Source organism: Micromonospora maris AB-18-032, from assembly GCF_000204155.1.
Classification (GTDB): domain Bacteria; phylum Actinomycetota; class Actinomycetes; order Mycobacteriales; family Micromonosporaceae; genus Micromonospora; species Micromonospora gifhornensis.
Window position 1 is genome coordinate 2,205,570 of the sequence record NC_015434.1, and the last position, 26,598, is coordinate 2,232,167.

Sequence of the window (26,598 nt, forward strand, 5' to 3'; positions counted from 1 at the left end):
CTGTTCGTGATCTGCGGCGCGTTCGGCGTTCCCAGATACAGCGACTAGACTCGCCGCGGTCTGTACAGGATGTGAAAATCCGCCTCCGCTCCGGTGCCATGTGCCGGCTCGGGGCCAATGGGAAGGTCGACAACCGTGTTTTACGCAGCAGAAGGCAGCGGAGCGGGTAGCTTCACGCCGATCCTCATGATCGCGCTGCTCTTCGGCGTCATGTACTTCATGATGATCCGCCCGCAGCAGAAGCGCCGCCGCGAGGCGGAGGCGATGCAGTCCGGCCTCTCCATCGGCGACGAGGTGGTGACCATCGGCGGGTTGTACGGCACGGTCTCCGGAGTCGAGGACGACAGCGTCCTGCTCGAGGTCGCCCCCGGAGTGCAGACCCGTTACGCCCGACCGGCGATCGCCCGCGTGGTGACCAAGGCGGAGCGTCCCACGGAGCCGGTGGCCGAGGAAACCGACGCCGTCAAGGAGTGAGCACCGCACCCGCCCTGGCCTGCCGGTACGCCGGTGCGCCGGGGTGGGGAACAGCCCGCACGCGTCCCCGTCGGGCACCCACCGCCGGATGCGGTGTGACAACTGAATAGCAGGCCGACGCCGGGCGTCGGCGCGCCGGCTCGGTCCGGTCCACGCGCCCCCCGCGTCGACCATCAGAGGCGGCGGCGTCAGCCCCGGGCGCCGTCGGAAGGCAGATCGTCGGCCGGGCAGACCGGCCGACCCGCCGTCGCGCCTGCGGCGGCGCGACCGCACAGGGAGACAGGACAGCCGTGGCACCACCTCAGGGACAGATGCGCCCGGGACGGCAATTGGCCGTACTGGGCGGCATCCTTGTCGTCCTCTATCTTTTGGTGTTCTTCGCGGGCGGTGCCAGCGGAGGCTGGAAGGACCGGCTCGAACCGCGCCTCGGTCTTGACCTTGTCGGTGGCACCCGGCTCACGCTGGAGGCGACGAACACCCTCGACGGCCGGGCACCGACGGCGGACAACCTCGAGCAGGCCCGCCAGATCATCGAGAGCCGGGTCAACGCGTACGGCGTTGCCGAGGCCGAGGTGGTCACCGAGGGCGACCGCAACATCGTCGTCTCCCTGCCCGGCGAGAACCGGGACCTGACCGAGATCGGTAGCGCCGCCGAGCTGCGCTTCCGCAAGGTCCTGAAGATCGTCGACGGCAGCGGTGCGATCCCCTCGCCGGCCCCCAGCCCGAGCGGCACCGCCGACCCGGCCGCCACCCCGAGCCCGACCGGCAGCGCCACCCCCACCCCGAACGCCGAGGCCACGGCATCGCCGTCCGGCGGTCAGGGCGGTGGAGCCCCGTCGGAGAGCCCGAGCGCGACCCCGTCGCCGAGCGCCAGCGCGTCGCCGAGCGCCAGCGAGGAGCCGGTGCCGCAGAGCCTCGAAGATCAGCGCAAGGCCGTCGAGGCGAAGGTCGGCGCGGAGGCCTGGGCCGCCGCGAGCGGCCTCCAGGCACCGGCCGACTTCAGCGCCGACCCGACGCTTGCCGAAAAGCTCAAGCCGTTCGCCGAGCTGACCGGCCGCGAGGTCGCGGTGCTGCCGACCCAGATGCAGTTCAACGTGCCGACCATCGGCTGCCTCCAGCTCGACGACCGGCCGCCGGCGTCCATCTCCGCCGCGGACCAGCAGGTCGTCGCCTGTGAGGGCGGCTACGCCAAGAACCTGCTGGACCAGGCGAAGGTGCTCGGCACCGACGTCGACTCCGCCGCCGCGGTGCGGGACCAGACCAGCCAGTGGGTGGTCAGCCTGGACTTCACCCGCAACGGTCAGGAGAAGTGGACCGCGCTGACCCGCGAGGCCTTCAACAACGAGGGTCAGGCGTGTGACGCCTCCGCGCTCGGTGACGAGGGCCGCTGCCGCGTCGCCGTGGTGCTGGACAACCAGATCATCTCGTCGCCGCAGATCCAGGGCGTGCTCACCGGCAACTCGCAGATCACCGGTAACTTCAGCAACGCCGAGGCCAGCGAGCTGGCCGGCTACCTGAACTACGGTGCCCTGCCGGTCACCTTCGAGGCGCAGGAGCAGCAGAACGTCACTGCCACCCTGGGCGCCAGCTACCTGCGGGCCGGTCTGCTCGCCGCCGGCATCGGCATGCTGCTGGTCATCATCTACTCGTTCTTCTACTACCGGCTGCTCGGCACGGTGATCTTCGCGAGCCTGGTGCTGTCGGCGTTGCTGCTCTTCGGCGCGCTGGTGGTGCTCGGCCGGCAGATCGGCTTCACCCTCACTCTCGCCGGCATCTCCGGCATCATCGTCTCGCTAGGTGTGGCGGCGGACTCCTTCGTCATCTACTTCGAGCGATTGAAGGACGAGATCCGCGAGGGCCGCAGCCCGCGTAGCGCGGTCTCCCGTGCCTGGGTCCGCGCCCGCCGTACGATCATCTCGGCGAACGCCATCACGATCATGTCGGCGGTGGTCCTCTACATCGTCTCGGTCGGAACGGTCAAGGGATTCGCCTTCGCCCTCGGTCTGGCCACCGTGCTGGACCTGGTCGTGGTCTTCCTCTTCCGGCACCCGATGATGACGATGCTCGCCCGGAGCCAAGCGTTCCTGTCCCCGCGGGTCAGTGGTCTCGGCCGGGTGCTACCGGCCAAGTCGGAGCAGGCCCAGCCCCGCAACCCGCGTGTCAAGGAGGCCTGAGATGGCTGCTGAGAACTCTCTGGCAAGCCGCCTCTACCGGGGCGAGGCCGGCCTCAACGTCGTCGGCCGGCGCAAGATGTGGTTCACCGCGGCGGCCGTGCTGGTGCTGATCGCGTTGGCCAGCATCCTCATCAAGGGGTTCAACCCGGGCATCGAGTTCGCCGGTGGCAACTCGTTCCAGATCCCCACCAGCGTCGGCACCATGCAGCAGGCCGAGGAGACCGCGGGCGAGTCGCTGAGCACCGCGGGTGCCCACGTGGTCACCGCCCAGCAGGTCGGCGGGGCCGGCGGCTCGTTCTACGAGCTGCGGACCACCCAGCTCGACCAGTCGCAGGCCGAGACCGTCCGCCTCGACATGGCCGAGCGGTTCGGCATCGACGCGAACGACATCAGCGCCAACCGGGTCAGCGAGGCCTGGGGTAGCCAGGTGACCAACCGGGCCCTGCTCGGTCTGGTCATCTTCATCGCCCTGGTCACGGCCTACCTGGTGCTGCGCTTCGAGTGGCAGATGGCGGTCGCGGCCATCTTCTCCCTGGTGATGAACCTGGTGCTCACCGCCGGCATCTACTCGATCGTCGGCTTCGAGGTCACTCCGTCGACGATCATCGGTTTCCTCACCATCCTGGGCTTCGCGCTCTATGACGTGGTGGTGGTCTTCGACAAGGTGCAGGAGAACGCCAGAGGCATCACGGCGAACAACAACCAGACCTACGGCGAGGCCGCCAACCTGGCGGTCAACCAGAGCCTGATGCGGTCGGTCAACACCTCGGTGGTGGCCCTGCTGCCGGTCGGCGGCATCCTCTTCATCGGTGCCGGTCTGCTCGGTGCGGGCACCCTGAAGGACCTGGGTCTGGTGCTGTTCGTCGGTATGGCCATGGCGTTCATCACCTCGATCACGCTGGCCACCCCGCTGCTGGTGGTGCTGAAGAACCGCGACCCGCGGATCCAGGCGCACAACAAGCGGGTGGAGGCCCGTCGGGCCAACCCGGTGCCGGCGAAGGAGGCCCGCACCAAAGCGGCCACGGCCGCCGCGGTCGACCAGGACGACGAGGAGCCGGTGCCGGCGGAGGCCGGTGCGGCTCTGGCCGGTGCGGCGGCCCCGAAGGTGGGGGCCCGGCCGGCGGGCAAGCGCTCCGGCGGCGCCCGCGGTGGGCGGCCTGGCGGCGGCAACCGCCCGGGCGGCGGAAAGCGACGCTGAGCGACACCGGGGCCACCCGGTAGGAACTCATCCGGCGGCGTCCGGCATGCTGTGCGAGCAGCGTGCCGGACGCCGCCGTCGTCGTGGAAGGGGAGCGGAGCTACCGTGACGGAGACCCACAGCAGCGGGGTACGGGGGGACAGCGGCCCGGATGTCGCTCGGCTGGTCGCCAGCCGGGTGCTCGACGTGCCCGACTTCCCCAAGCCTGGCGTCATGTTCAAGGACCTCATGCCGTTGTTCGCCGACGGTGCCGCCTTCCGTGACGTGATCGACGGGATCGTCGCGTACCACGGGCGGGAGTCCTTCGACACCGTGGTCGGCATCGAGGCGCGGGGCTTCGTCGTCGCCGCCGCCATCGCGTACGCCACCGGGGTCGGTGTGGTGCCGGTCCGCAAGGCCGGCAAGCTGCCCCGACCCGCGTACGCCGCCTCCTACGCCCTGGAGTACGGCGAGGCCACCCTGGAGGTGCACCAGGACGCCTTCACCGCCGGACACCGGGTCCTGGTGGTGGACGACGTCCTGGCCACCGGAGGCACCGCCGCGGCGACGCTGGACCTGGTCGAGCGCGCCGGTGGCACCGTGACCGGGTTCACCGTGCTGCTGGAGTTGGCCTTCCTCAAGGGGCGGGAGCGGCTGGCGCCACGCGACGTCCATGCCCTGTTGACCGTTTGAGCGCCGACCGCCACCGGACGAGGCGGCACGGTACGTCCGGCGGAGCGGCAGGGCACTGTCGGTGCGGGTAGCATTGCCCATTGCTGAGCGGACGGTGAGCCGTCCGAGCGGCACGAGACCAGGCCGGCCGGCGCACGGTCGGTTCGTTTCCGGCGAGCGGTGAGGAGGCCGGTGTCCCACGATGTCGCCCCTCCGGTGGAGGGCACGGTGCATCCGACAGGCGACGCGGACGGCTCGGTGAACCGCAACAGCGCCGCTGCGGCGCCGGGCGGCGGGCCGGGTACGGCGCTACCCACCGGCGATGTGGCCCGTACGGGTGCCGGTGCCAACATCACACCCGTCGAGGCCGCCGCTGATTCCCCGCCGAGCAGTAGCTTCGCGTTGTCCCACGCGCCCACCGGGCGCCGGGTCCGGGCGCGGCTGGCCCGATTCAACGCGCCCTGGCAGTCCTCGCAGGTCAGCGAGGTGCTGGAGCCGCTGATCTCGTCACACCGGGAGAATCACCCCAAGGCTGACGCGCGGCTGTTGCAGCGGGCCTTCGACACGGCGGCGCGCTGGCACTCCGGCCAGTACCGCAAGTCCGGTGACCCGTACATCACCCATCCGCTCGCGGTGGCGACCATCCTCGCCAACCTGGGCATGGACACCACCACGCTGGTCGCCGCGCTGCTGCACGACACCATCGAGGACACCGAGTACACCCTCGACCAGATGCGGACGGACTTCGGTGGCGAGGTCGCCCTGCTGGTCGACGGCGTCACCAAGCTGGACAAGGTCAAGCTCGGGGACGCGGCGAAGGCGGAGACCATCCGGAAGATGGTCGTCGCCATGGCCAAGGACCCTCGGGTCCTGGTGATCAAGCTGGCCGACCGGCTGCACAACATGCGTACGCTGACCTTCCTGCCCCGGCCCAAGCAGGAGCAGAAGGCCAAGGAGACCCTGGAGATCCTCGCCCCACTGGCGCACCGTCTCGGTATGAACACCATCAAGTGGGAGCTGGAGGATCTGGCCTTCGGCACGCTGTTCCCGAAGCGGTTCGAGGAGATCAACCGGCTGATCGGGGAGCACCAGCCGCAGCGGGAGGCGTTGCTGCGGCAGGTGACGCAGAAGGTGCAGACCGACCTGAAGGCCGCCAAGATCAAGGCGGAGACCACCGGTCGGCCGAAGCACCTGTACTCGATCTACCAGAAGATGATCGTGCGGGGTCGGGACTTCAACGACATCTACGACCTGGTGGGTGTGCGGATCCTGGTCGACACGGTGCGGGACTGCTACGCGGCGTTGGGTGTGATCCACGCGAACTGGCAGCCGGTGCCGGGCCGGTTCAAGGACTACATCGCGATGCCCAAGTTCAACATGTACCAGTCCCTGCACACCACGGTGATCGGGCCGACCGGCAAGCCGGTGGAGATGCAGATCCGCACGTACGCGATGCACCGTACGGCGGAGTTCGGCATCGCGGCGCACTGGAAGTACAAGGAGCACAAGGGCACTCAGATCGTCGGCCCGCCGGCGCACATCGACGAGATGACCTGGCTGCGGCAGTTGCTGGACTGGCAGCGGGAGGCCGCCGACCCGAGCGAGTTCCTGGACGCGTTGCGGTTCGACCTGTCCAGCCAGGAGGTGTACGTCTTCACCCCCAAGGGTGACGTCATTCCGCTGCCGACCGGGTCGACGCCTGTGGACTTCGCGTACGCGGTGCACACCGAGGTCGGGCACAAGTGCATCGGGGCGCGGGTCAACGGCAAGCTGGTGCCGTTGGAGTCGACGCTGTCCAACGGCGACGTGATCGAGATCTTCACCTCGAAGTCCGACACGGCCGGCCCGACGCAGGACTGGCTCGGCTTCGTCAAGAGTCCTCGGGCGCGGACGAAGATCCGGCAGTACTTCAACAAGGAGCGCCGCGAGGAGGCGATCGAGGAGGGCAAGGACGCGATCGTCAAGGCGATGCGTAAGCAGGGCATGCCTCTGCAGCGGATGCTCACCTCCGACAACCTGATGGCGATCGCCCGGGACCTGCACCTGGCCGACGTGGCGTCGCTGTACGCGGCGGTCGGTGACAGTCAGGTCTCCGCCCAGTCGGTGGTGCAGAAGCTGATGGCCACTTACGGCGGCGAGGAGGGCGCGGCCGAGGACATCGCCGAGACCGCCGTGGCCACCCGGCCGCCGCGCAGCCGGGTCTCCAGCCACGACCCCGGCGTGGTCGTACGCGGCGTCAGCGACGTCTGGATCAAACTGGCCCGCTGCTGCACCCCGGTACCCCCGGACTCGGTCTTCGGCTTCGTGACCCGCTCCGGCGGCGTCAGCGTGCACCGCGACGACTGCGCCAACGCCGAGGACCTGCGCGCCCAGGGCGAACGGGTGGTCGAGGTGAGTTGGAAGCTCACCTCCGCCTCGACCTTCCTGGTCGCCATCCAGGTGGAGGCCCTCGACCGGCACAAACTGCTCGCCGACGTCACCCGGGTGCTCTCCGAAGAGCGGGTCAACATCCTCTCCGCCACCGTCACCACCACCCGCGACCGGGTGGCGGTCAGCCGGTTCAGCTTCGAGATGGCCGACCCGAAACACCTGGGGCACCTGCTCGCCGCCGTCCGCAAGGTAGACGGCGTCTTCGACGCCTACCGCGTAACCTCCGGCTCCTAACCCCACCCCTCGCCGCGCCCCCAACCCCGCGGCAAAGCTCGCACGCGCGTGCCCGTGCAGCGGCATACCCCTGCCCAGGGGTGCCCTACACGGGGATGCCCTGCGTGGGTCGATGCCCTGCGTGGGTCGATGCCGTGCGGGCCGTGCACGGGAACCTGCCCCGGGGGCCTGCACGCGCGGCCCCTTCATGCGTTGATCTTGCACTTTCGGTCGCCGAATACCGGGATAAATGCCGCGTAACGGCGACACAAAGTGCAAGATCCACGCGTACGCGTGGTGCGCGTGGCCTGAGGGTCTACGCCCGCGGGCCTTGTGCGCGGCGATCTTGCACTCTTGGTCGTCACATAGCGGGATGAACTGCGCATAAAGGCGACATGAAGTGCAAGATCGCGGGTGTGCGGGTGTGCGGGTGTGCGGGTGTGCGGGTGTGCGGGTGTGCAATGTTGAAGGGCCCGCCGGGGTAGCCGGCGGGCCCTTCAACAATGCGGTGGAGGAGGTCAGCTCATCGTCAGGTCGGTGATGACGACTTCCTTCTTGGGGTGGCCGCCACCGGCCTGCTGGGCGAAGGCACCGTCGTCGCCTGCCTTGGCGACGTCCTCGACGATGTCCATGCCGTCGGTGATGGTGCCGAGCACGGTGTAGTTCGGGTCCAGCGGCGAGTCGCCATAGACGATGAAGAACTGGCTGCCGCTGCTGGCCGGCTGGCCGGAGTTGGCCATCGCGATGACGCCCGCGGGGTACGGCGGACGCTTGTCGGTCGGCAGGTTCTCCTCGGCCATCCGGTAGCTCGGGCCGCCGGTGCCGTCGCTGTCCCGCCAGCCCTTGCCGGTGGCGCTCGGGTCGCCGCACTGGAGCACCTTGATGCCCTCGGTCACCAGGCGGTGGCACTTGGTGTTGTCGAAGAAGTTCTGCTCGGCCAGGTGGATGAAGCTGCCTGCGGTGCAGGGCACCGCCGAGCGGTCGATCCGGGCGGTGATCGGACCGAGGTTGGTGGTGATCGTCATGGTCTGGATGCCGACCTTGCTCTGCTCGACGGGCGGCAGACCGACGTCCTTGGTCGTCGGGCTCCGCTCGCCGTTGGGCAGCTCGACCCAGTCACACTGCACCGTGTCCGCGCTCTGGGCGGTGGTGTCGGTGCCGCTGTCGTCGCCGATCAGGCTGCTGGCCAGCCAGACCGTACCGGCGACCACCAGCAGCAGGACCACGCCGCCGCCCACGACCGCCTGCGTCTGGCGGCGCTTGCGGGCCCGGGCCGCCCGCTCGGCCATCTCCTTCTCGAGCCGGGCGCGGGCCGCCGCGCGCTGCCGCTCTCTGGTGGACGTCACGCTCGATCCTCCTGGACTGTCTGTGGATGCCGCTGGCCCGTGGCGGGTCAGCCGGCGTTCGGGCTGGCCTCGGTCGAGCCGGAGACCGCCGGGCTCGGCGTACCCGTGGGGTCGGCCGGCGATGCCGGATCGAGCACCGGCTCACCGACGGTCAGGCTCTGGATGACCACGTCGTTCTCCGGCTTGACCTTCTGCCCAGCCTCATTGTCCACGGTCGGCAGGGCACCGATCTTCTCCACCACGTCGAGGCCCCCGGTGACCCGACCGATGATCGGGTACGCCGGCTCGTGGCTGATGGAGTCCTTGAAGAAGATCAGGAACTGGCTGCTGTTGGCACCCGGCGGGCTCGAGATCATCGCCACCGTGCCCTTGGGGTACGTCGGCGGCTCGGTCGCCGGGGCCGGGCTGCTCTCCGGTGCGGTCGGCACGTTCTCGCTGTAGAACGAGTACGCCGGGCCGCCGAGTCCGGTGCCGCTCGGGTCACCGCAGCGCACCGCGCCGTCGGCCGTGATCTCGTGGCAGTTGGTGTTGTCGTAGAACGACTGGCTCGCCAGGTGAGCGATGCTCGCGGCGGCGCACGGCGCCTTCGCGAGATCCAACTCGATGCTGATCGGCGCGCCCTGGTTGGTGGTCACCGTCATGGGCCGTGTGCCGGTGGTCGGCAGCCCGGTGGTGGCCGGCTCGCCCACGTCCTTGAGGTTGCTGTTGCCCTCGGTGTTCTGCGGGGTCCAGAGGCAGACCTCGGGGGCCGCAGTGTCCTCGGTCGGTTCCCGGTCGAACGCACCCAGCGCCCAGGCCGAGCCCGCCACGACAAGGACGAGGATCAGGGCGGTACCGACCCCGGCACGAATCTGCCGACGTCGTCTGAGGGCGGCGGCCCGACGAGCCATCTGCCGGTCGAGCTTGGCCCGCGCCAGTTTGCGCTGCCGGTCCCTGCTGGAAGCCACCCGTGCTCCCCTTCCTCTACCCTGTTCGTCAAGCCGGTGGTTGCGCGTACCCGTCGGGCGGCAGGTGCGCCACGCCACACGCCCGCCAGAGTGTACGGGTACTGGCTGGAAAAGTCGTGTACGAGGTCTGTGCACAGGCTGATCGGGACATACCAGCGCCCGGTGAGGCTGGTGGGGCGGACGACGAAAACGTCGCGAGCTGCCGGTTAGGCTTCGACCGGACAGCACGACAGATGAGGAGCGGACGTGCTCGTAGCCGGCTTTCCCGCCGACGCCTTCGGTACCAACTGCTACGTGGTCGCCACCGGGCCGGGGGAACAGTGCGTGGTGGTCGACCCCGGCATCGGGGTGATCGACCGGCTCGACGCGCTGCTGGCCGAGCATCGCCTGCATCCGGCCGCGGTGCTGCTCACCCACGGCCACCTGGACCACACCTTCTCGGTGGCGCCGGTCTGCGGGGCGCGGGGGATCACCGCCTACGTGCACCCGGGGGACCGGGAGCTGCTGGCCGATCCGGCCAAGGCGCTGTCGATGGACCTGACCCAGCTGTTCGGCGGGCGGCTGCCGTACGCCGAACCGGAGGACGTGGCCGAGCTGTCCGACGGTGCGACGCTCACCCTCGCCGGGTTGGAGATCACCGTCGATCACGCGCCCGGCCATACCGGCGGGTCGGTGCTGTTCCGACTGCCCGGCGCCGGTTCGCCGTGGGAGGCCGATCAGGTCTGCCTCTCCGGTGACGTGCTGTTCGCCGGCTCGATCGGCCGTACCGACCTGCCGGGCGGCAGTATGCCGACGATGCTGACCAGCCTGCGGGACAAGATCCTGCCGCTGGCCGACGACACCGTCGTACTGCCTGGCCACGGCCCCGCGACCACCATCGGCCGCGAGCGCGCCACCAACCCGTACCTCGCCGAGGTGGCCGGGATGGGCGGCGGGCGACCGGCGGCCTCCACCCGCGGCCTGTAGCGGCCGCTCCCACGCTCACCCGCGCGGACCGTGCGGGTTTCCGAACGGAGCATCATGAGCAAGCCCACGCCCATCTCCGGCTTTCCGGAGTGGACGCCCGCCCAGCGGATGATCGAGCAGTACGTCCTGGACCGGATCCGGTCGACGTTCGAGTTGTACGGCTTCGCCCCGCTGGAGACCCGCGCGGTCGAGCCGTTGGACCAGCTGCTGCGCAAGGGGGAGACCTCCAAGGAGGTCTACGTGATCCGTCGGCTGCACGGGGACCCGGAGGGCCCGTCCGGCGACGACACCCTCGGCCTGCACTTCGACCTGACCGTGCCGTTCGCCCGCTACGTGCTGGAGAACGCCGGCAAGCTGAACTTCCCGTTCCGTCGCTACCAGATCCAGAAGGTGTGGCGCGGTGAGCGCCCGCAGGAGGGTCGCTACCGGGAGTTCCTCCAGGCCGACATCGACATCGTCGACCGGGACACCCTCGCGCCGCACTATGAAGCGGAGATGCCGCTGGTCATCGGCGACGCGCTGCGGTCGCTGCCGATCCCGCCGGTACGCATTCAGGTCAACAACCGCAAGATCTGCGAGGGTTTCTACCGGGGTGTCGGGCTGACCGACCCGGAGGCGGCGCTGCGCGCGGTCGACAAGCTCGACAAGCTCGGCCCGGCCGGGGTGACGGAGCTGCTGGCGACCACGGCCGGGGCGAGCGATGCGCAGGCCAAGGCGGTGCTGGCGTTGGCCGAGATCTCCGCGCCGGACCCGTCCTTCGCCGACGCGGTGCGTGGGCTGGGGGTCAGCGATCCGCTGTTGGACGAGGGCGTCGAGGAGTTGGTCCGGGTGGTGGAGACCGCCGCCGCGCACTCGCCCGGCCTCTGCGTGGCCGACCTGCGCATCGCCCGGGGCCTGGACTACTACACCGGCACCGTCTACGAGACCCAGATGATCGGGTACGAGCGCTTCGGCTCGGTCTGCTCCGGCGGCCGGTACGACAACCTGGCCAGCGCCGGTAACGTCCGCTTTCCCGGGGTGGGCATCTCCATCGGGGTGACCCGGCTGCTCGGCCTGCTCTTCGGCGCGGACGCGCTGTCGGTGTCCCGGTCGGTGCCGACCTGCGTGCTGGTCGCCGTGACCAGCGAGGAGCAGCGCGCGGCCAGCAACCGGGTCGCCGAGGCGCTGCGCTCGCGGGGCATCCCCACCGAGGTCTCGCCGAGCGCGGCGAAGTTCGGCAAGCAGATCCGGTACGCCGAGCGGCGCGGCATCCCGTACGTCTGGTTCCCCGGCACCGACGGCGCGCCCGACGAGGTCAAGGACATCCGCTCCGGCGACCAGGTCGCCGCCGCAGCAGGGGAGTGGACCCCACCCCAGGCCGACCTCAAGCCGCTGGTCGGCTGAGCGGGCCGGCACCGAGCCGGTGCCGGCGCGGTCCCGCTGCAGCCCGGACCGCCTGTCTGCCGGCGGACCCGAACTCGGCCGTCTACCGGGCCTGGTTGTGCTCGTACCCCGGTGAAGCCCCGGGCGTGGTCGTTGCTGGCTCTGGCGACGATCACGCCCGGGGCGGCTCGTGTGCCGCCCGGTGCTGGCTGCGTCAGGCGGCGGGAGGCTCCAGGGGCAGCAGGAGGCAACTGGAGGTGGCGTGGGCGACGAGACGGTCCCGCCCGTCGGTCAGCCGGGCCTCGGCCAGGGCGGTACGACGGCCCTGTTGCAGCACCGTCCCCTCGCAGCGCAGCGTGCCGGAGTTCACGGTCACCGGGCGGAGGAACTTCACGTTCAGGTCGAGTGTGGTGTAGCCGATGCCGGCCGGCAGGGTGCTGTGTACGGCGCAGGCGGCGGCGGTGTCCAGCAGCGTCGAGATGACGCCGCCGTGCACCGTGCCGAGGGGGTTGTAGTGGAACTCCTGCGGCTGCAGTTCGACCACCACCCGTCCCTCTTCGGCGGTCATGCTGGCCATGTCGATCAGGTGCATCACCGGAGGGGCGGCCAGTTCGCCGGCGACCATGGCGCGGAGCAGGTCCAGGCCGCTGCGCCGGCCGATCTGCGCGGCGTTGATGCTCGGGTCGGACCACGAGAAGGTGCGGCTGCGCGTCGCATCCTGCGTCTGCGTCATGGACTCAGCCTGGCAGCGGTTGCTGAGTCTGTCAACGAGACCTAGCCTGGTGGGATGAGACCCGCCGCGTTGGACTGGTCGGTGGACAACTGCACGGTCGCCCGCGCCATGGAGATCCTCGGCGAGAAGTGGACCCTGGTGGTGCTGCGTGAGGTGTTCAACGGGGTCCGCCGCTTCGACGACATGCGGGTGCGGACGGGGATTCCCCGGCAGGTGCTGACCAACCGGCTGGCCGGCCTGGTCGAGCAGGGCGTGCTACGCCGCGAGCCGTACCGGGAGCCGGGCAGCCGGATCCGCCACGAGTACCGCCTCACTCCCAAGGGCTTCGACCTGTGGCCGGTACTGGTCGCCGTCCTGGCCTGGGGTGACCGCTACCTCGCCGACCCGGAGGGGTCGCCGCTGAGCGTCGGCCACCGTGACTGTGGCGCCGAGGTGCACGTGGAACTCCACTGCACCGCAGGCCACCCCGTCACCGACCCCCGCGACCTCATCCCCCGCCCCGGCCCCGGCGCCCACCCCCGCTAGCCTCCCCACCCCGCAGACTCCCGCCCCGTGCCCGGGCTCCCGCCCCGTGCCCGGGCTCCCGCCCCGTGCCCGGGCTCCCGCCCCGTGCCCGTGCTCCCGCCCCGCGCCCGTCGATCTTGCACTTTCGGTCGCGCTTTCGGGGCTTTTGTTCAGGTTCGCACCGACAGAAAGTGCAAGATCGCGGGGAGGGTACGGGGCGGGGGCGGGGGAGGGGAAGGGGGGAGGGAGGGCTACCAGGGGTAGCCGGCGGGGTAGGAGATGGTGGCCAGGGCTTGTTGGCCGGTGGTGTTGGGGTGGAAGTAGTCCCAGGTGGAGAGCTGGGCGAGGGTGAAGGGGTAGCTGAAGACGGCGTTGTTGTCGTACCGGCAGTTTGCGCCGTATGCGGTACAGGCCGCGGCTAGTTGGGCGTTGAAGTCGACCACCCGTTGGCGGACCCGGTTGCGGCGGTCGACGTCGGCCTGGGCGGTGGAGGTCGGGTTGGCCAGGATGGACTGGCAGATGCCAAAGAGCGACCAGGCGGTACGCGCGCTGCTGCTGTCCTTGCCGACCGACCAGAGTCGGTGCACGTCCGGGATGCTGATCACGTAGACCTTGGCGTTCGGCAGGCCGGACTTGAGTCGGGTCAGCGCGGAGTCGATGTTCGCCCGGAAGGTGGCCGTCGAGGTCATCGTCGACTCCGAGCTGGTGCAGGCGTCGTTGGCGCCGATCAGGACGGTCACGTAGCCGACGCCCTGGCTGACCGCGGTGCCGGCCTGGCCGTACAGGTCGGCTGACTTGGCCCCGGTGCGGGCGGCGTTGTGGTTGCGGCCGTTGATGGCCGAGTTGACTCGGCGGATTCGCAGGTAGTGGCTGTTCACGGTGGTGTCGTCGCCGGTGCTGAACGAGCGGCCGGTGCAGTCGACGTACCACCCGCAGGCGTTGAAGCCGCGGGTGATCGAGTCGCCGAGGCTGGCCATCGAGTTCGGTGGTGGGCCGGGGTCGGCGACGGCGGGGCCGGTGGCGAACAGGACGAGGGCGGTGACGCCGGCGAGGGTGGCCAGCGCGCGTCGGACGAGGGTCATGGTGGCCTCCGGTTCACGGTTGCCGGGTGGCGGCGCGGTGACCAGAGCGTATAGACGACTGTCTGTATCCACAATGTTGCAGACGGGTTACCTCGGTCGAACGGTGAAAGTGGGGGCAAAGGGTGGCCTTGTCAATGATCTTAAATATGTGAATACTTGCCTTCGCTTGGCCGTTTCCCCAGGTGGCCGAGTTTTGCCCTGCCCTGTCGACGTGACAGGGCCCTCCAACCCCCTCCGGGAGGCTGTTACATGCGACCCACAAGGTCAATGCTGCGCCGCGCCGTCACCGTCGCCGCGGCCGGAACCCTCGTTGCTGGCGTACTGGCCGGCACCCCCGCCCAGGCGGCCCCCGCGTCCGCCACGCCTGACTCCGCTGCGGCTCTCGCCGAGCGGCTCGGCGCCCGCGCCGCCGGCGCGTACGCCGATGCGGCCGGCAAGATGGTCGTGGCGGTGACCGACAGCCTCGCCGCCCGCCAGGTGGCGTCGGCCGGCGCCACCCCGAAGCTGGTCAAGCGTGGTGCGGCGGAGCTGAACCGGGCCACCGCCGAACTGGACCGCTCCGCGGCCATCCCGGGCACCGCCTGGTGGGTCGACCCGGCCACCAACCAGGTCGTCGTCTCCGTCGACAGCACGGTGACCGGCGCCAAGCTGGAGCGCGTCAAGGCCGCCGCGGCGCGGACCAACGGCGCGGTACGCATCGAGGCCGAGGCCGGTGTGCTGAGCACTCGCATCTCCGGTGGCGAGGCCATCTACGCGCAGGGCGGCGGGCGTTGCTCGCTCGGCTTCAACGTGCGGGCCGGCAGCACGTACTACTTCATCACCGCGGGGCACTGCACCAACATCGCGGCGAACTGGTACAGCAACTCCAGCCAGACCTCGCTGCTGGGTTCGCGTACCGGCAGCGTCTTCCCGGGTAGCGACTACGGCATCGTCCGGTACAGCAACCAGAGCGTGGTGCAGCCGGGCAACGTCTCCCTCTACAACGGCACCTTCCGCGACATCACCGCCTCCGGCAACGCCTACGTCGGCCAGTCCGCGCAGCGCTCCGGCAGCACCACCGGCGTACGCAGCGGCTCGGTGACCGCCCTCAACGCCACGGTCAACTACGCCGAGGGTCAGGTCCGCGGCCTGATCCGGACCAACATCTGCGCCCAGCCCGGTGACAGCGGCGGCTCGCTGTTCAGCGGCACCATCGCGCTCGGCCTGACCTCTGGCGGCAGCGGCAACTGCAGCATCGGCGGCACCACCTACTTCCAGCCGGTCGGGCCGGTGCTGAGCCGCTACGGCGTCAGCGTCTACTGATCCGTTCGCACCACTGACCCTCCTCACCGCAGCGGGCCGCCGAATTCCTCCTCCGGCGGCCCGCCCGCATGCGTGCCGCCGTTCACGCGCCGACGCATGTCGATCTGGTGGGCCGCCCGCGTGTGCGCGGGCACCAGGTAGCGGAGCACCTCGATCCGGTGCGCGCCGACTGTTAAAAGGGGGCCCCTTTACTACCTCAGGCGTTAACAAGGTGCCCTTCCTTGCACCCGGCAAACGGCGGCGGGGGCGTGCTGCGAGAATGCCGGGAACAGATGTAGAGCTTCACGAGGGAGACGCACGCCGTGATCCGTACCCATGACGCCGGCAGCCTGCGCGCGACGGACGCCGGCACCACGGTGACGCTCGCCGGGTGGGTGGCCCGCCGGCGCGACCACGGCGGTGTCATCTTCGTCGACCTGCGCGACGGCTCCGGCGTGGTCCAGGTGGTCTTCCGCGAGGAGGACGCGCACGCGCTGCGCAACGAGTACTGCGTCAAGGTCGTCGGTGAGGTGACCCGACGCCCCGAGGGCAACGAGAACCCGGAGCTGCCCACCGGCGAGATCGAGGTGACCGCGTCCGAGCTGGACGTGCTCTCCGAGGCGGCGCCGCTGCCGCTGCCGGTCGACGACCAGGTGGTCGCCGGCGACGACATCCGGCTCAAGTACCGCTACCTCGACCTGCGCCGCAGCGGCCCGGCCAAGGCGATGCGGCTGCGCTCGCGGGCCAACCAGCTGGCCCGCACCGTGCTGCACGAGCGGGACTTCCTGGAGATCGAGACCCCGACGTTGACCCGGTCCACCCCGGAGGGTGCCCGCGACTTCCTGGTCCCGGTGCGCCTGCAGCCCGGCAGCTGGTACGCCCTGCCGCAGTCGCCGCAGCTGTTCAAGCAGCTGCTGATGGTCGGCGGCATGGAGCGGTACTACCAGATCGCCCGCTGCTACCGCGACGAGGACTTCCGGGCCGACCGGCAGCCGGAGTTCACCCAGCTGGACATCGAGATGTCCTTCGTCACCGAGGATGACGTGATCGACCTCGGTGAGGCGATCGTGTCCGCCCTCTGGTCGGATCTGGCCGGCTACGAGATTCCCCGGCCGATCCCGCGGATCACCTGGCACGACGCGATGGCCCGGTACGGCTCGGACAAGCCGGACCTGCGCTACGGCGTCGAGCTGACCGAGCTCACCGACTACCTGCGCGGCACCACCTTCCGGGTCTTCGCCGGCGCGATCGACGCGGGCGGCTACGTCGGCGCGGTGGTCATGCCCGGCGGCGCGTCCCAGACCCGCAAGGAGTTGGACGGCTGGCAGGACTGGGCCAAGGCGCGCGGCGCCAAGGGCCTGGCGTACGTGGTGCTCGACGCCGAGACCGGCGAGGCACGCGGCCCGGTGGCGAAGAACCTGTCGGCCGAGCACCTGAACGGGCTGGCCGACGCGGTCGGCGCCAAGCCCGGTGACGCGATCTTCTTCGCCGCCAGCGCCGAGACCCGGGAGGCGCAGGAGCTGCTCGGCGCGGCCCGGATCGAGATCGCCAAGCGGGCCGGCCTGATCGACGAGAGTGCCTGGGCGTTCTGCTGGGTGGTCGACGCGCCGATGTTCGAACGGACCTCGGACGAGAGCGGCGCGGCGGATGGCTGGACGGCGGTGCACCACCCGTTCACCTCGCCGAACTCCGAGTGGGTGGACCGCTTCGAGGAGGCACCGGACCGGGCGCTGGCGTACGCGTACGACATCGTCTGCAACGGCAACGAGATCGGCGGCGGCTCGATCCGTATCCACCGCCGCGACGTGCAGCAGCGGGTCTTCGACCTGCTCGGCATCACGCCCGAGGAGGCGCAGGACAAGTTCGGCTTCCTGCTGGAGGCGTTCAGCTACGGCCCGCCGCCGCACGGCGGCATCGCCTTCGGCTGGGACCGGGTCTGCATGCTGCTCGCCGGTGCCGACTCGATCCGCGAGGTGATCGCCTTCCCGAAGACCCGAGGCGGCTTCGACCCCCTCACCGGTGCCCCCACCCCCATCACCGCCCAGCAGCGCACCGAAGCCGGCATCGACGCCAAGCCCAAGCCGACCCAGGCCCCCCACCCCGGCACCGCCGGCCCCGCCGCCCCGGTAGCCGACCCCACCTGACCCACCCACCCTTGCTCGGCCCCCGCGGCCTCCTTGGCTTCCTGGTCGATCAAGAAGTTTGCGTCATGCTCTAGGCGCTTCGGCGACGCAACTTCTTGATCGACCAACCGGGGGAGGCTGAGGATGCGGGTTCTGGTGGTGGGGGGTAGCGGGTTCCTGGGGCGGGAGGTGTGTCGGCGGGGGGTCGGCGCGGGGTGGTCGGTGGTCGGGACGTGCCACTGCGGTGACGTGCGGGTGCCGGGGGTGGTGGTCCGGCGGGTGGACGTGACGGACCGGTCCGCGGTGCGTGCGCTGGTCGCGGACGTGCGCCCCGACGTCGTGGTCAACGCCTCCTACCGGTACGACGCCTGGGCGGTCACCGCCGACGGGGCGGCGCACGTGGCCGGGGCCGCTGCCGAGGTGGGTGCCCGGCTGGTGCACATGTCCAGCGACGCGCTGCACGCCGGGCGTCCCGAGGCGTACGCCGACGACGACCCACCCACCCCGATCTTCCCGTACGGTGCGGCGAAGGCGGCCGCGGAGACGGTGGTACGGGCGCTCGACCCGTCTGCGGTGCTGGTGCGTACCTCGCTGATCGTGGGTCAGGGCAGCAAGCAGATCCAGCTCTGTCGCGACGCGTTGGCCGGTCGGGCCACGCTCTTCACCGACGAGCTGCGTTGCCCGATCGACGTCACCGACCTCGCCGCCGCCGTGGTGGAACTGGTCGGCTCCGACTACGCCGGGACGCTGAACGTGGCCGGTCCGGAGGCGGTCAGCCGGGCCGAGTTGGGTCGGCTGGTGGCGCACCACCAGGGACTCGACGCGTCCGCCCTGAAGACCACGACCACGGTCGAGTACGGCCTGGTCCGTCCCACCACGATCCGCCTCGACACCACCCGCGCCACCACCCTGCTCCGCACCCGCCTACGCGGCATCACCGAACTCCTCACTCTCTAACCCACCCCCACGCGAGCCCCACCCCACGCGGCCCGCCCACCCCACCCCGCGCCGCCCGCCCGCCCGCGCCGATCTTGCTCTTTCTGTCGGGGCGAACCCGTGCAAAAGCCGCTAAAGGGCGACCATGAGTGCAAGATCGCGGGGCAAGGAGGGTGCACAGGGATTGTGCATAAGAGTTCTGCATAGGTATTGTGGATGAATGGGGAGTGGTGAGAAGGGCCGGCCCAGGCGGGTGCGGATCGATGGGCGGCAGGTTCGGGCGTTGGCGCATCCGCTGCGGACGCGGCTGTTGGGGGCGTTGCGGATCAAGGGGCCGGCGACGGCTACCGGGCTTGCTGAGCTGCTCGACACCAACACCGGGGCGACCAGTTACCACCTGCGGCAGTTGGCCGAGGTGGGGCTGGTGGTCGAGGAACCCGACCGGGGGACCGGGCGGCAGCGATGGTGGCGGGCCGCGCACGACGTCACGAACTGGGAGAACACCGACTTCGACGACGACCCGGATGCGCGGGCGGCCATCGAGTGGATCCAGGCCGAGCAGGTACGCCAGTACGCCGAGCAAGCCGAGCGGTGGTTCGCCGTACGCGACCAGTGGCCGCCGGCCTGGCGCGACGCGTTCGGCATGAGCGACATCTTCATGACCATTCCGGTGACCCGGCTGGCGGAGCTGCGCACACAGGTGTGGCAGGTGCTGGAGCGCTACCGTGCCGAGGCTGATCCGGCCGAGCCCGGTGCCGAGCAGGTGCAGATCTTCCTCGCCGCGCTGCCGTTGCTGATCGGTGGCGGCCGGTGAACCCCCTGTCCGTACGCCAGGTCCGGCGGCGTTACCTGGTCCTGCACGGCCTGCGCTGGTTGCCGGTCGGCCTGCTGATCCCGGTGACCATCCTGCTCATGCAGGAACGCGGCCTGACGCTGACCCAGATCGGTCTGGCCATCGCCGCGCAGGGCGTGGTGGTCCTGGCGCTGGAGTTGCCGACCGGTGGGTTCGCCGACGCCCTCGGGCGCAAGCCGGTGCTGGTGGTGGCGAGCCTGGTCGGTCTCGTCTCGACCGGGCTGCTGGTGGTGGCGGACTCCTTCGCCCTGCTGGTCGCCGTCTGGGCGTTGCAGGGTGTGTTCCGCGCCCTGGACAGCGGCCCCCTGGAGTCCTGGTACGTCGACACCACCCTGGCCGCCGACCCCGACGCCCGGTACGAGAACGGGCTCGGCCAGGGCGGCACGGTGCTCGGCCTGGCCATGGCGGCCGGCGCGCTGCTCAGCGGCGCCCTGGTGGCCCTCGGGCCGATCGGTCCGCTCAGCGCGCTGACCGGACCGGTGATCGCCGCCGTCGGCTTGCAGGTGGTCTACCTGGTGGCGTTGCTGGCTCTGTTGACCGAACGACGCGCGGTGACCGGGCCGGCGGCGCTGCGCGCCTCGGTGCGGGAGGCCCCACGGATGGTGGGCGAGGCGTTCGGCCTGCTGCGCCGCTCCCGGGTGCTGCTCGCGTTGGTGGCGGTCGAGTTGTTCTGGGGCTTCGGCATGGCCACCTTCGAGGGGCTGTTGCCGATCCGGCTGGCCGAGGTGGTCGCCGACGCGGATCGGGCCGCCACCCTGCTCGGCCCGGCCAGTACGGCGGCGTGGCTCGCCTCGGCCGGCGGCGCGGCGTTGACGCCACTGCTCATCCGTCGGCTCGGTGCCGCGCCCGGTGCCGCCCTGCTGCGGATCCTGCAGGGCATCACCGTCGTCGGCATGGCGCTGTTCGCCGGTCCGACCGGAGTGCTGATCGCCTTCGTCGCCTGCTACGCCGTGCACGGCGCGTCCAACCCGTTGCACATGGGGCTGCTGCATCGGCAGGTCGCCGGCCCGTACCGGACCAGTCTGATCTCGTTGAACTCCATGGTGGCGATGCCGGCGGGCGCCCTCGGTGGGGTGGTGCTCGGCTACATCGGCGACCGAGCCGGGGTGAGTACGGCGATGCTGGTCGGCGCGGTGGTGCTGGCCGTCGCCGCGCCGCTCTACCTACCGGCCTGGCGCGCCGGCCGCCAATCCGCAGACGATGGGCGGGATGCCGGCGTGCCGGACACCGGCCCGTCGCCGGGGGACGGCGAGTCGGCGGCCAGACCGTCGGGGGACAGCGTGCCGGCGGCCGGACCGCCAGGCGTGCCGGTGGCCAGACTGGCGGGGGACGGTGAGCCGGCGGCTGGTCAGGCGCAGCGCACCGAGGTGAGCGGAAAGGCGGCGGTGTAACCGAGCCGACGGTAGAGCCGGATCGCGCCGATGTTGGCCGGGTAGACACCCAGCGCCAGCGTGTCGTGGTGGGCTGCCAGCGCGCGGCTCATGCCGGCGGTGAGCGCGGCGCCCAGGCCGCGACCGCGAAAGGCCGGAGCAACCGTCAGCCCGGCGAGGAAGCCCACGTCACCTCGGGTCCGGTCGGCCCCGCAGGCGATCAGCCGGTCGCCCTCGCGGATGCCGTACCAGTCGACGACCTGTGGATTGCCCGGCCGTGCCGTCGAGGTCGGAAACGACTCGTCGATGAGCGCGGTCAACGCCGGGTGGTCCGCCTCGGAGAGCCGGACGACCCGCTCCTCGCCCGGCTGCCGCGGCGGTGGCGTGGTCGTCCAGAGGAAGTCCCAGTCCTCGTGGCCCGTCACGCTCGGCACGGCGTCGAGGGCTTCCGAGGCCAGCCGGGGCAGGTGCACCCAGCGGCCAGGCTGGAAGACACCCTGGGCGGTGAGCGCGCCGAACAATTCGAGCGCCTCGGCCGGCGGCCCGAAGACTCCACCCAGCGGCCCCAGCGTGGCAGCGGGTAGCAGCCAGCCCAGGGTGCCGTCCCCTCGCCAGACCCGAAAGGTCTCCCGCGTCGGTAGTGAGTGTCGGACGAACGGGTGCTGGTCCATGGCGCTCAAAATCGCCTCCCGCTCGGCGAGCGCCCCGTCGGCGATGACCATGAGGATGAGCCTAGGGGTGCCGGGACAAGGGCACGAACGGCCCCTCCCGGGGTGGCGGCCTGCCCTTCTCGGCGCGGGTCGGTGCTCCACCGTGGAGATTGGCGTCGGGACCGATCGGGTACATGCGGGGACGACCTACTGGCACCCCCACCGGAGGAACGTCATGCTCGCTATCGCCGCCGCCGTGGTCTTCGGCTTCGCACTTCTGCTCGACCTGCTGGGCAGCAACCTCGGAGCGCCGGACCTGTTCAACTGGAACACCCTCGTACTCATCGGCCTGCTGCTGCTCGCGCTGCACCTGGCCGGCGTGGGCGGGCGCGGTGGCCGCTGGTACCGGGGCCGTCGCCCCGGTCGCGGCTGACCGAGAAGGATCATCCCGGGCTCGGTCGACGGCGTGATTCTGGCGCCGTCGGTCGAGCCCGGTACTGTTCTCGTGATGGAGTCCGAGACGCTCTTCACCCTGGGTGAACCTGCCGCAGCAGCCAGTGCGGTGGCGGGTTCCAGTGGCGTCGGCGGCTTCACCCCGGTCGGCCCGGACGCCCCGCTGCCGGTGCGGATGCGTCCGGCGACCCTGGACGAACTCGTCGGTCAGGACCACCTGCTCGCCCCCGGCGCGCCACTGCGACAACTCGTCACCGGTGACGCCCCGATGTCGGTCATCCTCTGGGGGCCGCCTGGAAGCGGCAAGACGACCATCGCCCATCTGGTGGCCGCTGCCACCGACCGGCGGTTCGTCGCCATGTCGGCGTTGTCGGCCGGGGTGAAGGACGTCCGAGCGGTGATCGACACCGCGCGGCGGCAGCGCCGGTCGGGGGGACCGCCCACCGTGCTCTTCATCGACGAGGTGCACCGGTTCAGCAAGACCCAGCAGGACTCCCTGCTCGCCGCCGTCGAGGACCGTACCGTCACGCTTCTGGCGGCCACCACGGAGAACCCGTACTTCTCGGTCATCTCGCCGCTGCTGTCCCGGTGCGTGCTGCTCACCCTGCAACCCCTCGACGACGCGGCGGTGCGCGGCCTGCTGCGCCGGGCGATGACCGACGAGCGGGGTCTGGCCGGTGCGCTCACCCTCGACAGCGAGGCCGAGGACCATCTCGTCCGGCTGGCGGGCGGGGACGTCCGCAAGGCGTTGACCGCCCTGGAGGCGGCGGCCGGCTCTGCCACCGCGCTGGGCACCGGTCGGATCGACCTGGCCACCGCCGAGCGGGCGGTGGACACCGCGGCCGTGCGCTACGACCGCGCCGGCGACGCGCACTACGACGTGACAAGCGCCTTCATCAAGAGCATGCGGGGTTCGGACGTGGACGCCGCGTTGCACTGGCTGGCCCGGATGCTGGTCGCCGGGGAGGACGCGAGGTTCATCGCCCGACGGCTGGTCATCTTCGCCAGCGAGGACGTCGGCATGGCCGATCCGAGCGCGCTCAGCGTGGCGACCGCCGCCGCGCACGCGGTCGAGTACGTCGGCCTGCCCGAGGTGCAGCTCAACCTCGCTCAGGCGGTGATCCACCTCGCCACCGCACCCAAGTCGAACTCGGCCACCACCGCGATCGGCGCGGCGATCGCCGACGTACGGGCGGGTCGGGGTGGCGCGGTGCCGCGGAGTCTGCGCGACGCCCACTACGCCGGTGCCCGCGGCCTCGGTCACGGCACCGGGTACCGCTACCCCCACGACGACCAGCGTGGCGTGGTCCGCCAGCAGTACGTGCCGGACGACCTGGTCGGGACCGACTACTACCAGCCGAGCCAGCACGGCGCGGAACGGTCGGTGGCCACCCGGCTGCCGTTGTTGCGCCGGATCGTCCGTGGCCTGGCCGCCCCCACGACGACGCCACCGGTCTCCGGTCGGGCTCCGGCCCGACCCGGTGCCGAGGAACCGCAGTTGACGACCGCGGACGCCGAAGTGACCGATGAGGTCGGCGATCGCGCCGACGGGAAGGGTCAACAGTGAGATCGCCTGGTTCGGAGCGACCGGAGGACGGCCAGGACGAGCGGCGTCCCAAGAACCGCCGCTGGGGCCGCAACAAGTCCGAGGCCGTCGCGGAGGAACCGGAAGGCGGCGAGGACTTCGGCTGGATCGACGATCTGCGCTCGGCCAAGCAGCAGCGCGGTGGTCTCGGTCCCGACGGCGCGCCACCCACACCGGAGGCACCGGCCGCGCGGTCCGGCCCGGCGGTGCCACCCGGTCCAGTGCCACCTGGCGCGGCGGTGCCACCCGGCCCGGATCGTGCCGGCCCGCCGGCCGCCGGCCGTATCGGTCCACTTCCGGGCCGCCCTCACCCTGCCCCGGGCTCGTCGGGGCCGCCGACGGGGCCGGTCCCAGGGCCTACCGCTGACGCGCGTACGCAACCGGATCTCGGACGTCCCGCTGGTGCCGACCCGTCGTCCCCGCCGCGTCCGGCAACCGCCGAACCGCCCCGCGCCCGCCCGGTGGACGGCCCCTGGCCAGGCGCGCCGCTCACCCGCCCGGCTGGCGGCCCGCATCAGACCGGTGGCCTCGCCCCGGCTGGCGGACCCCGTCCGGCCGGTGGGGCTGCCCCGGCTGGCGGACCCCGTCCGGCTGGGGGGTCCATCCCGGCTGGAGGCCCCGCAGCGCATGGGGGATCCGCTGTGCCTGGAGGGCCCGCTGCGGCCGGTGGGCCCCGTCCGGCCGGCGGCCCGCCGTTCTTCGGTGGGCCGGTGACCGGCCCGATCCCCGGTACGCCGGACGGTCCGGTCTCCGGTGTGCCGGTCGGTCCGGTGTCGGGCCCGCCCACGTCGCGTCGCACGGTCGGCCGGCCGGCCGGCACACCCGCCGGCCCTCGTCGTGCCGCGCCGGACCATCTGGACCCTGCTGGCGTTCCCGGTCCGGCGGAAGGCAACACCGGGCCACGTCCGTACGCTCAGCCGGGTCGTCGGGCGGTTCCCGAGGCACCTTCCGGCGGCGAACCGATCGAGCGCGGCCCGGGTCGTCCGCCGGCCGGCATGACGCCCGTGTCGGGGGCCGGTCCCACCGGTGCACCTGCCGGCGGCCGGCGCGCCGGTCGACGGCGCGCCGCCGAGCCCGACGTGGACCAACCGGCGGTGCCGTTGTCCGGCAACGCTCCGTCGATTCCCGAGTCGTCCTCCGCCGGCGACGAGCATCCGCCCCGGGCCCGCCGGGCCGCGTCGGTCCCGCCGCAGACCCCGGCGACTCCGTCCCGGGGGCGTCGGGCAGCACCCGAGCCGCCGGTCACCGGTGCTCGGGCGGCCGGCGCGACGGACGTGCCCGCCTCCGTACACCCAGGGGAACCGGAACCGCTGGGCCGGCCTGGCCGGCGAGCCGCCGAGGAAGGGCCGGTCACCAGGTCCGGCCCGGCCGATGACCTGGGGCGGCGGGCGGCGGATCCAGTCGGCCGCACCGACCACGCCCTACACCAGGCCGACCCGACCAGCGGCACCGGTCGCGCCCCACGACCGGCCGACCCGGCCAGCCGTGCCGACCGCCCACAATCACCGGCAGACGCGGCTGGCGGCGCCGGCCGCCCACAACGGCCGGCGGACTGGCTGCGACAGGCCGGTCGTGCCCATCACACCGATCCGGCGCTGCGCACGATCCGGCCGGGCAACGCCCCGGCCGGTTCGTCCACCGACGACCTGCCCGCGACGCGTGAGCAGCGCGGCATGGACACTCCCACCGGGCCGCCACCGGGCCGTCCGGCCCCCGGCGTCGAGACGGGTCGGCCCGGCACCGGACCACGGCGGCCGGCCGCCGGCGCACCGCGCCACGACGAGCCGCCCACCGGCCGTGGCCGTGCCGTGCCGCCCGGCGTGCCGCCGGTCAGCAACCAGCCCGGCATGCCGCCGGCCGGCAGTCAGCCATCGCCGGGCGGGCCGCCGACCACCGGCCAGTCACTGCCCGGCTGGCCCGGAACGGCCTCGACGGCCGGGCGGGCGGGATCGGCGTCGGTGGCCGGGCGCGCCGGGTCAGCGCCGGCGGCCGGGCCTGTCCGGGTGCCGGGGCAGCCGGACACCGCAGTGCCCGGAGCGGCGCGCCGCGCCGTCGAGCCGGACGACCTGCCACCGAATGTGGCACGCCCCGGCAGGCTGCCGGAGCCGCCGAGGACGGGACGGTCGGGCGAGTTTCCATCCGTATCCCCGCCGGGGGCGCGGCGCGGCGACGAACCGCCGGTGCCGCCGAGGGCGGCGCCCACCAGCGGCGGACCGCGCGTTGCGGGTGGTCCCGACGGAGGACCCGCCGGTGGCCCCGGCCGACCCGGTGGCCCGCCACCGGGCCCTCACCGGGGCAACGTTCGCCCTGAGGAACGGCAGGCGGGTCGGGCCGCCCCGCCACCACGTAACCCGTCGCGTCCGGAACCGTCCGGCACCGCACCGGTACCCCCGTCGCCGTCGCGGGTCGGTGAATCGCCGGTGGTGGCCCGGGCCGCCGCGGCGGTCGCGCCGATGGGCCCGGCCGTGCTCCGACCCGGCATGGAGCCGGAGGTACGGCGACCCGCCGACGCCGAACGCGGGGACGCCGACGGGCCGGTCGACGACGGGCCGGACGACGGTGGCGAACTGCGCCACCAGGGTGGCGGCAACCAACGGCTGCGCGTGGTGGTCCTGGCGGTGGCCAGTGTGCTGCTGCTCGGCGTGGTGCCTGCCTTCTTCGGTCTGCGGGCGGAGGGCCGCGACCCGGTCTTCGCCTCGTTGGACGACCTGGCGGTGCCCACCTGGGCCGCGGTCGACCCGGTCGACGCCGTCAGCGGCAGCCGCTGGTGTCTGCTGGACTGCCGGCTGCGGGAGCGGACCGTGAACTCCGAGCGGTCACCGGAGGAGACCGCCCAGGTGTACGAGTCGGCGCTCAGTCAGGACGGCTGGCAGCCGTGGAAGCCGGCCTACTGCCCCGAACAGGAGGAGAAGGGCAGCTACACCTGCTGGCGGCGGGACGAGTTGACCCTCGATCTCTGGGTCCGGGCACCCACCTGCGTACCGCCTCCGGTGGACGGTGAGCCGGCGGTGGTGCCGTCGCTGGACCCGGAGACCGCCGCCGAGGAGTGCCCTGGATCGTTGGTGACGGTGAAGGTGCGCAACGCGATCGACGACGACCGGACCCGGCCCCAGCCGAGCACCGATCCGTCACTGACCGGTGTGGACCCCTACCCGACCCTGGGCGACGACCCGTTGGGTGACTTGACGCCGTCACCACCGTCCTGAGCCGAATGTCATCACGGACGGTAGGGTCTGGTCTGGCGTCACGCGTGTCACCCTGCCGTTC

The 26,598-nt window shown here is 71.6% G+C and carries 21 protein-coding genes; 16 read left to right on the forward strand and 5 right to left on the reverse strand.

Translation table 11 applies throughout. The features are described from left to right. Window positions 1-135 precede the first annotated feature (135 nt). The 5 genes from yajC (at window position 136) to VAB18032_RS10180 (ending at window position 7,161) form a co-directional block, all read left to right on the forward strand. On the forward strand, window positions 136-474 hold the full coding sequence (gene yajC / locus VAB18032_RS10160) for a preprotein translocase subunit YajC (protein ID WP_043720297.1): 339 nt from the start codon (window positions 136-138) through the stop codon (window positions 472-474). A gap of 290 nt (window positions 475-764) precedes the next feature. After that, entirely contained in the window at window positions 765-2,648 is a 1,884-nt protein-coding gene (secD, locus tag VAB18032_RS10165; protein ID WP_043720300.1) for a protein translocase subunit SecD, read from the forward strand. Between the two features lies 1 nt (window position 2,649). After that, complete coding sequence (secF, locus tag VAB18032_RS10170; protein WP_013732725.1) at window positions 2,650-3,846, forward strand: protein translocase subunit SecF; 1,197 nt, start codon at window positions 2,650-2,652, stop codon at window positions 3,844-3,846. A gap of 105 nt (window positions 3,847-3,951) precedes the next feature. Next, entirely contained in the window at window positions 3,952-4,518 is a 567-nt protein-coding gene (locus tag VAB18032_RS10175; RefSeq protein ID WP_013732726.1) for an adenine phosphoribosyltransferase, read from the forward strand. 195 nt (window positions 4,519-4,713) lie between these two features. Then, a complete protein-coding gene (locus VAB18032_RS10180; RefSeq protein WP_193386315.1) occupies window positions 4,714-7,161 on the forward strand; it encodes a RelA/SpoT family protein in 2,448 nt (815 codons plus the stop codon). 497 nt (window positions 7,162-7,658) lie between these two features. On the opposite strand, the gene VAB18032_RS10185 is transcribed toward VAB18032_RS10180, so the two are convergent. After that, window positions 7,659-8,486: a peptidylprolyl isomerase gene (locus tag VAB18032_RS10185; RefSeq protein WP_013732728.1), complete on the reverse strand. Its 828-nt coding sequence runs from the start codon at window positions 8,484-8,486 to the stop codon at window positions 7,659-7,661. A 47-nt stretch (window positions 8,487-8,533) separates the two neighbouring features. Further along, the gene (locus VAB18032_RS10190; RefSeq protein WP_013732729.1) at window positions 8,534-9,433 is read right to left on the reverse strand and encodes a peptidylprolyl isomerase; all 900 of its coding nucleotides are present in this window, start codon (window positions 9,431-9,433) and stop codon (window positions 8,534-8,536) included. Window positions 9,434-9,679: 246 nt separating this feature from the next. Between VAB18032_RS10190 and VAB18032_RS10195 the strand changes: the two genes are divergently transcribed. Further along, complete coding sequence (locus VAB18032_RS10195) at window positions 9,680-10,399, forward strand: MBL fold metallo-hydrolase (protein ID WP_013732730.1); 720 nt, start codon at window positions 9,680-9,682, stop codon at window positions 10,397-10,399. Window positions 10,400-10,453: 54 nt separating this feature from the next. Further along, window positions 10,454-11,782: a histidine--tRNA ligase gene (gene hisS, locus VAB18032_RS10200; RefSeq protein ID WP_043720302.1), complete on the forward strand. Its 1,329-nt coding sequence runs from the start codon at window positions 10,454-10,456 to the stop codon at window positions 11,780-11,782. A gap of 193 nt (window positions 11,783-11,975) precedes the next feature. Here the strand turns inward: hisS and VAB18032_RS10205 are convergent, their stop codons facing one another. Beyond that, on the reverse strand, window positions 11,976-12,494 hold the full coding sequence (locus tag VAB18032_RS10205) for a PaaI family thioesterase (protein WP_013732732.1): 519 nt from the start codon (window positions 12,492-12,494) through the stop codon (window positions 11,976-11,978). 54 nt (window positions 12,495-12,548) lie between these two features. Here VAB18032_RS10205 and VAB18032_RS10210 point away from each other — a divergent pair, with 54 nt between their 5' ends. Then, window positions 12,549-13,019, forward strand: coding sequence for a winged helix-turn-helix transcriptional regulator (locus tag VAB18032_RS10210; RefSeq protein ID WP_043720307.1), 471 nt, complete (start codon window positions 12,549-12,551; stop codon window positions 13,017-13,019). A gap of 230 nt (window positions 13,020-13,249) precedes the next feature. On the opposite strand, the gene VAB18032_RS10215 is transcribed toward VAB18032_RS10210, so the two are convergent. Then, window positions 13,250-14,080, reverse strand: a complete 831-nt coding sequence (locus VAB18032_RS10215) for an SGNH/GDSL hydrolase family protein (RefSeq protein WP_013732734.1) — start codon at window positions 14,078-14,080, stop codon at window positions 13,250-13,252. A 249-nt stretch (window positions 14,081-14,329) separates the two neighbouring features. Here VAB18032_RS10215 and VAB18032_RS10220 point away from each other — a divergent pair, with 249 nt between their 5' ends. The 5 genes from VAB18032_RS10220 (at window position 14,330) to VAB18032_RS10240 (ending at window position 20,664) form a co-directional block, all read left to right on the forward strand. Then, complete coding sequence (locus VAB18032_RS10220) at window positions 14,330-15,382, forward strand: S1 family peptidase (RefSeq protein ID WP_043720310.1); 1,053 nt, start codon at window positions 14,330-14,332, stop codon at window positions 15,380-15,382. Between the two features lie 302 nt (window positions 15,383-15,684). Then, the gene (gene aspS / locus VAB18032_RS10225) at window positions 15,685-17,505 is read left to right on the forward strand and encodes an aspartate--tRNA ligase (protein WP_013732737.1); all 1,821 of its coding nucleotides are present in this window, start codon (window positions 15,685-15,687) and stop codon (window positions 17,503-17,505) included. A 123-nt stretch (window positions 17,506-17,628) separates the two neighbouring features. Beyond that, a complete protein-coding gene (locus tag VAB18032_RS10230; RefSeq protein ID WP_043720314.1) occupies window positions 17,629-18,441 on the forward strand; it encodes an SDR family oxidoreductase in 813 nt (270 codons plus the stop codon). 199 nt (window positions 18,442-18,640) lie between these two features. Beyond that, complete coding sequence (locus VAB18032_RS10235) at window positions 18,641-19,234, forward strand: helix-turn-helix domain-containing protein (protein WP_043720317.1); 594 nt, start codon at window positions 18,641-18,643, stop codon at window positions 19,232-19,234. Further along, the gene (locus tag VAB18032_RS10240; RefSeq protein ID WP_013732740.1) at window positions 19,231-20,664 is read left to right on the forward strand and encodes an MFS transporter; all 1,434 of its coding nucleotides are present in this window, start codon (window positions 19,231-19,233) and stop codon (window positions 20,662-20,664) included. The genes VAB18032_RS10235 and VAB18032_RS10240 overlap by 4 nt, the downstream gene beginning before the upstream one ends. On the opposite strand, the gene VAB18032_RS10245 is transcribed toward VAB18032_RS10240, so the two are convergent. After that, window positions 20,622-21,365 carry a GNAT family N-acetyltransferase gene (locus VAB18032_RS10245; protein ID WP_013732741.1) on the reverse strand — a complete coding sequence of 248 codons (744 nt, stop codon included), beginning with the start codon at window positions 21,363-21,365 and terminating at the stop codon, window positions 20,622-20,624. The two genes, VAB18032_RS10240 and VAB18032_RS10245, sit on opposite strands and share 43 nt — an antisense overlap. A gap of 163 nt (window positions 21,366-21,528) precedes the next feature. On the opposite strand from VAB18032_RS10245, the gene VAB18032_RS10250 reads away from it, so the two are divergent. From VAB18032_RS10250 to VAB18032_RS10260, 3 genes are all read left to right on the forward strand, one after another. Next, complete coding sequence (locus VAB18032_RS10250) at window positions 21,529-21,726, forward strand: hypothetical protein (RefSeq protein WP_013732742.1); 198 nt, start codon at window positions 21,529-21,531, stop codon at window positions 21,724-21,726. Between the two features lie 75 nt (window positions 21,727-21,801). Then, window positions 21,802-23,313, forward strand: coding sequence for a replication-associated recombination protein A (locus tag VAB18032_RS10255; RefSeq protein WP_013732743.1), 1,512 nt, complete (start codon window positions 21,802-21,804; stop codon window positions 23,311-23,313). Window positions 23,314-25,811: 2,498 nt separating this feature from the next. Then, on the forward strand, window positions 25,812-26,537 hold the full coding sequence (locus VAB18032_RS10260; protein WP_415877997.1) for a hypothetical protein: 726 nt from the start codon (window positions 25,812-25,814) through the stop codon (window positions 26,535-26,537). Window positions 26,538-26,598: the final 61 nt, after the last annotated feature.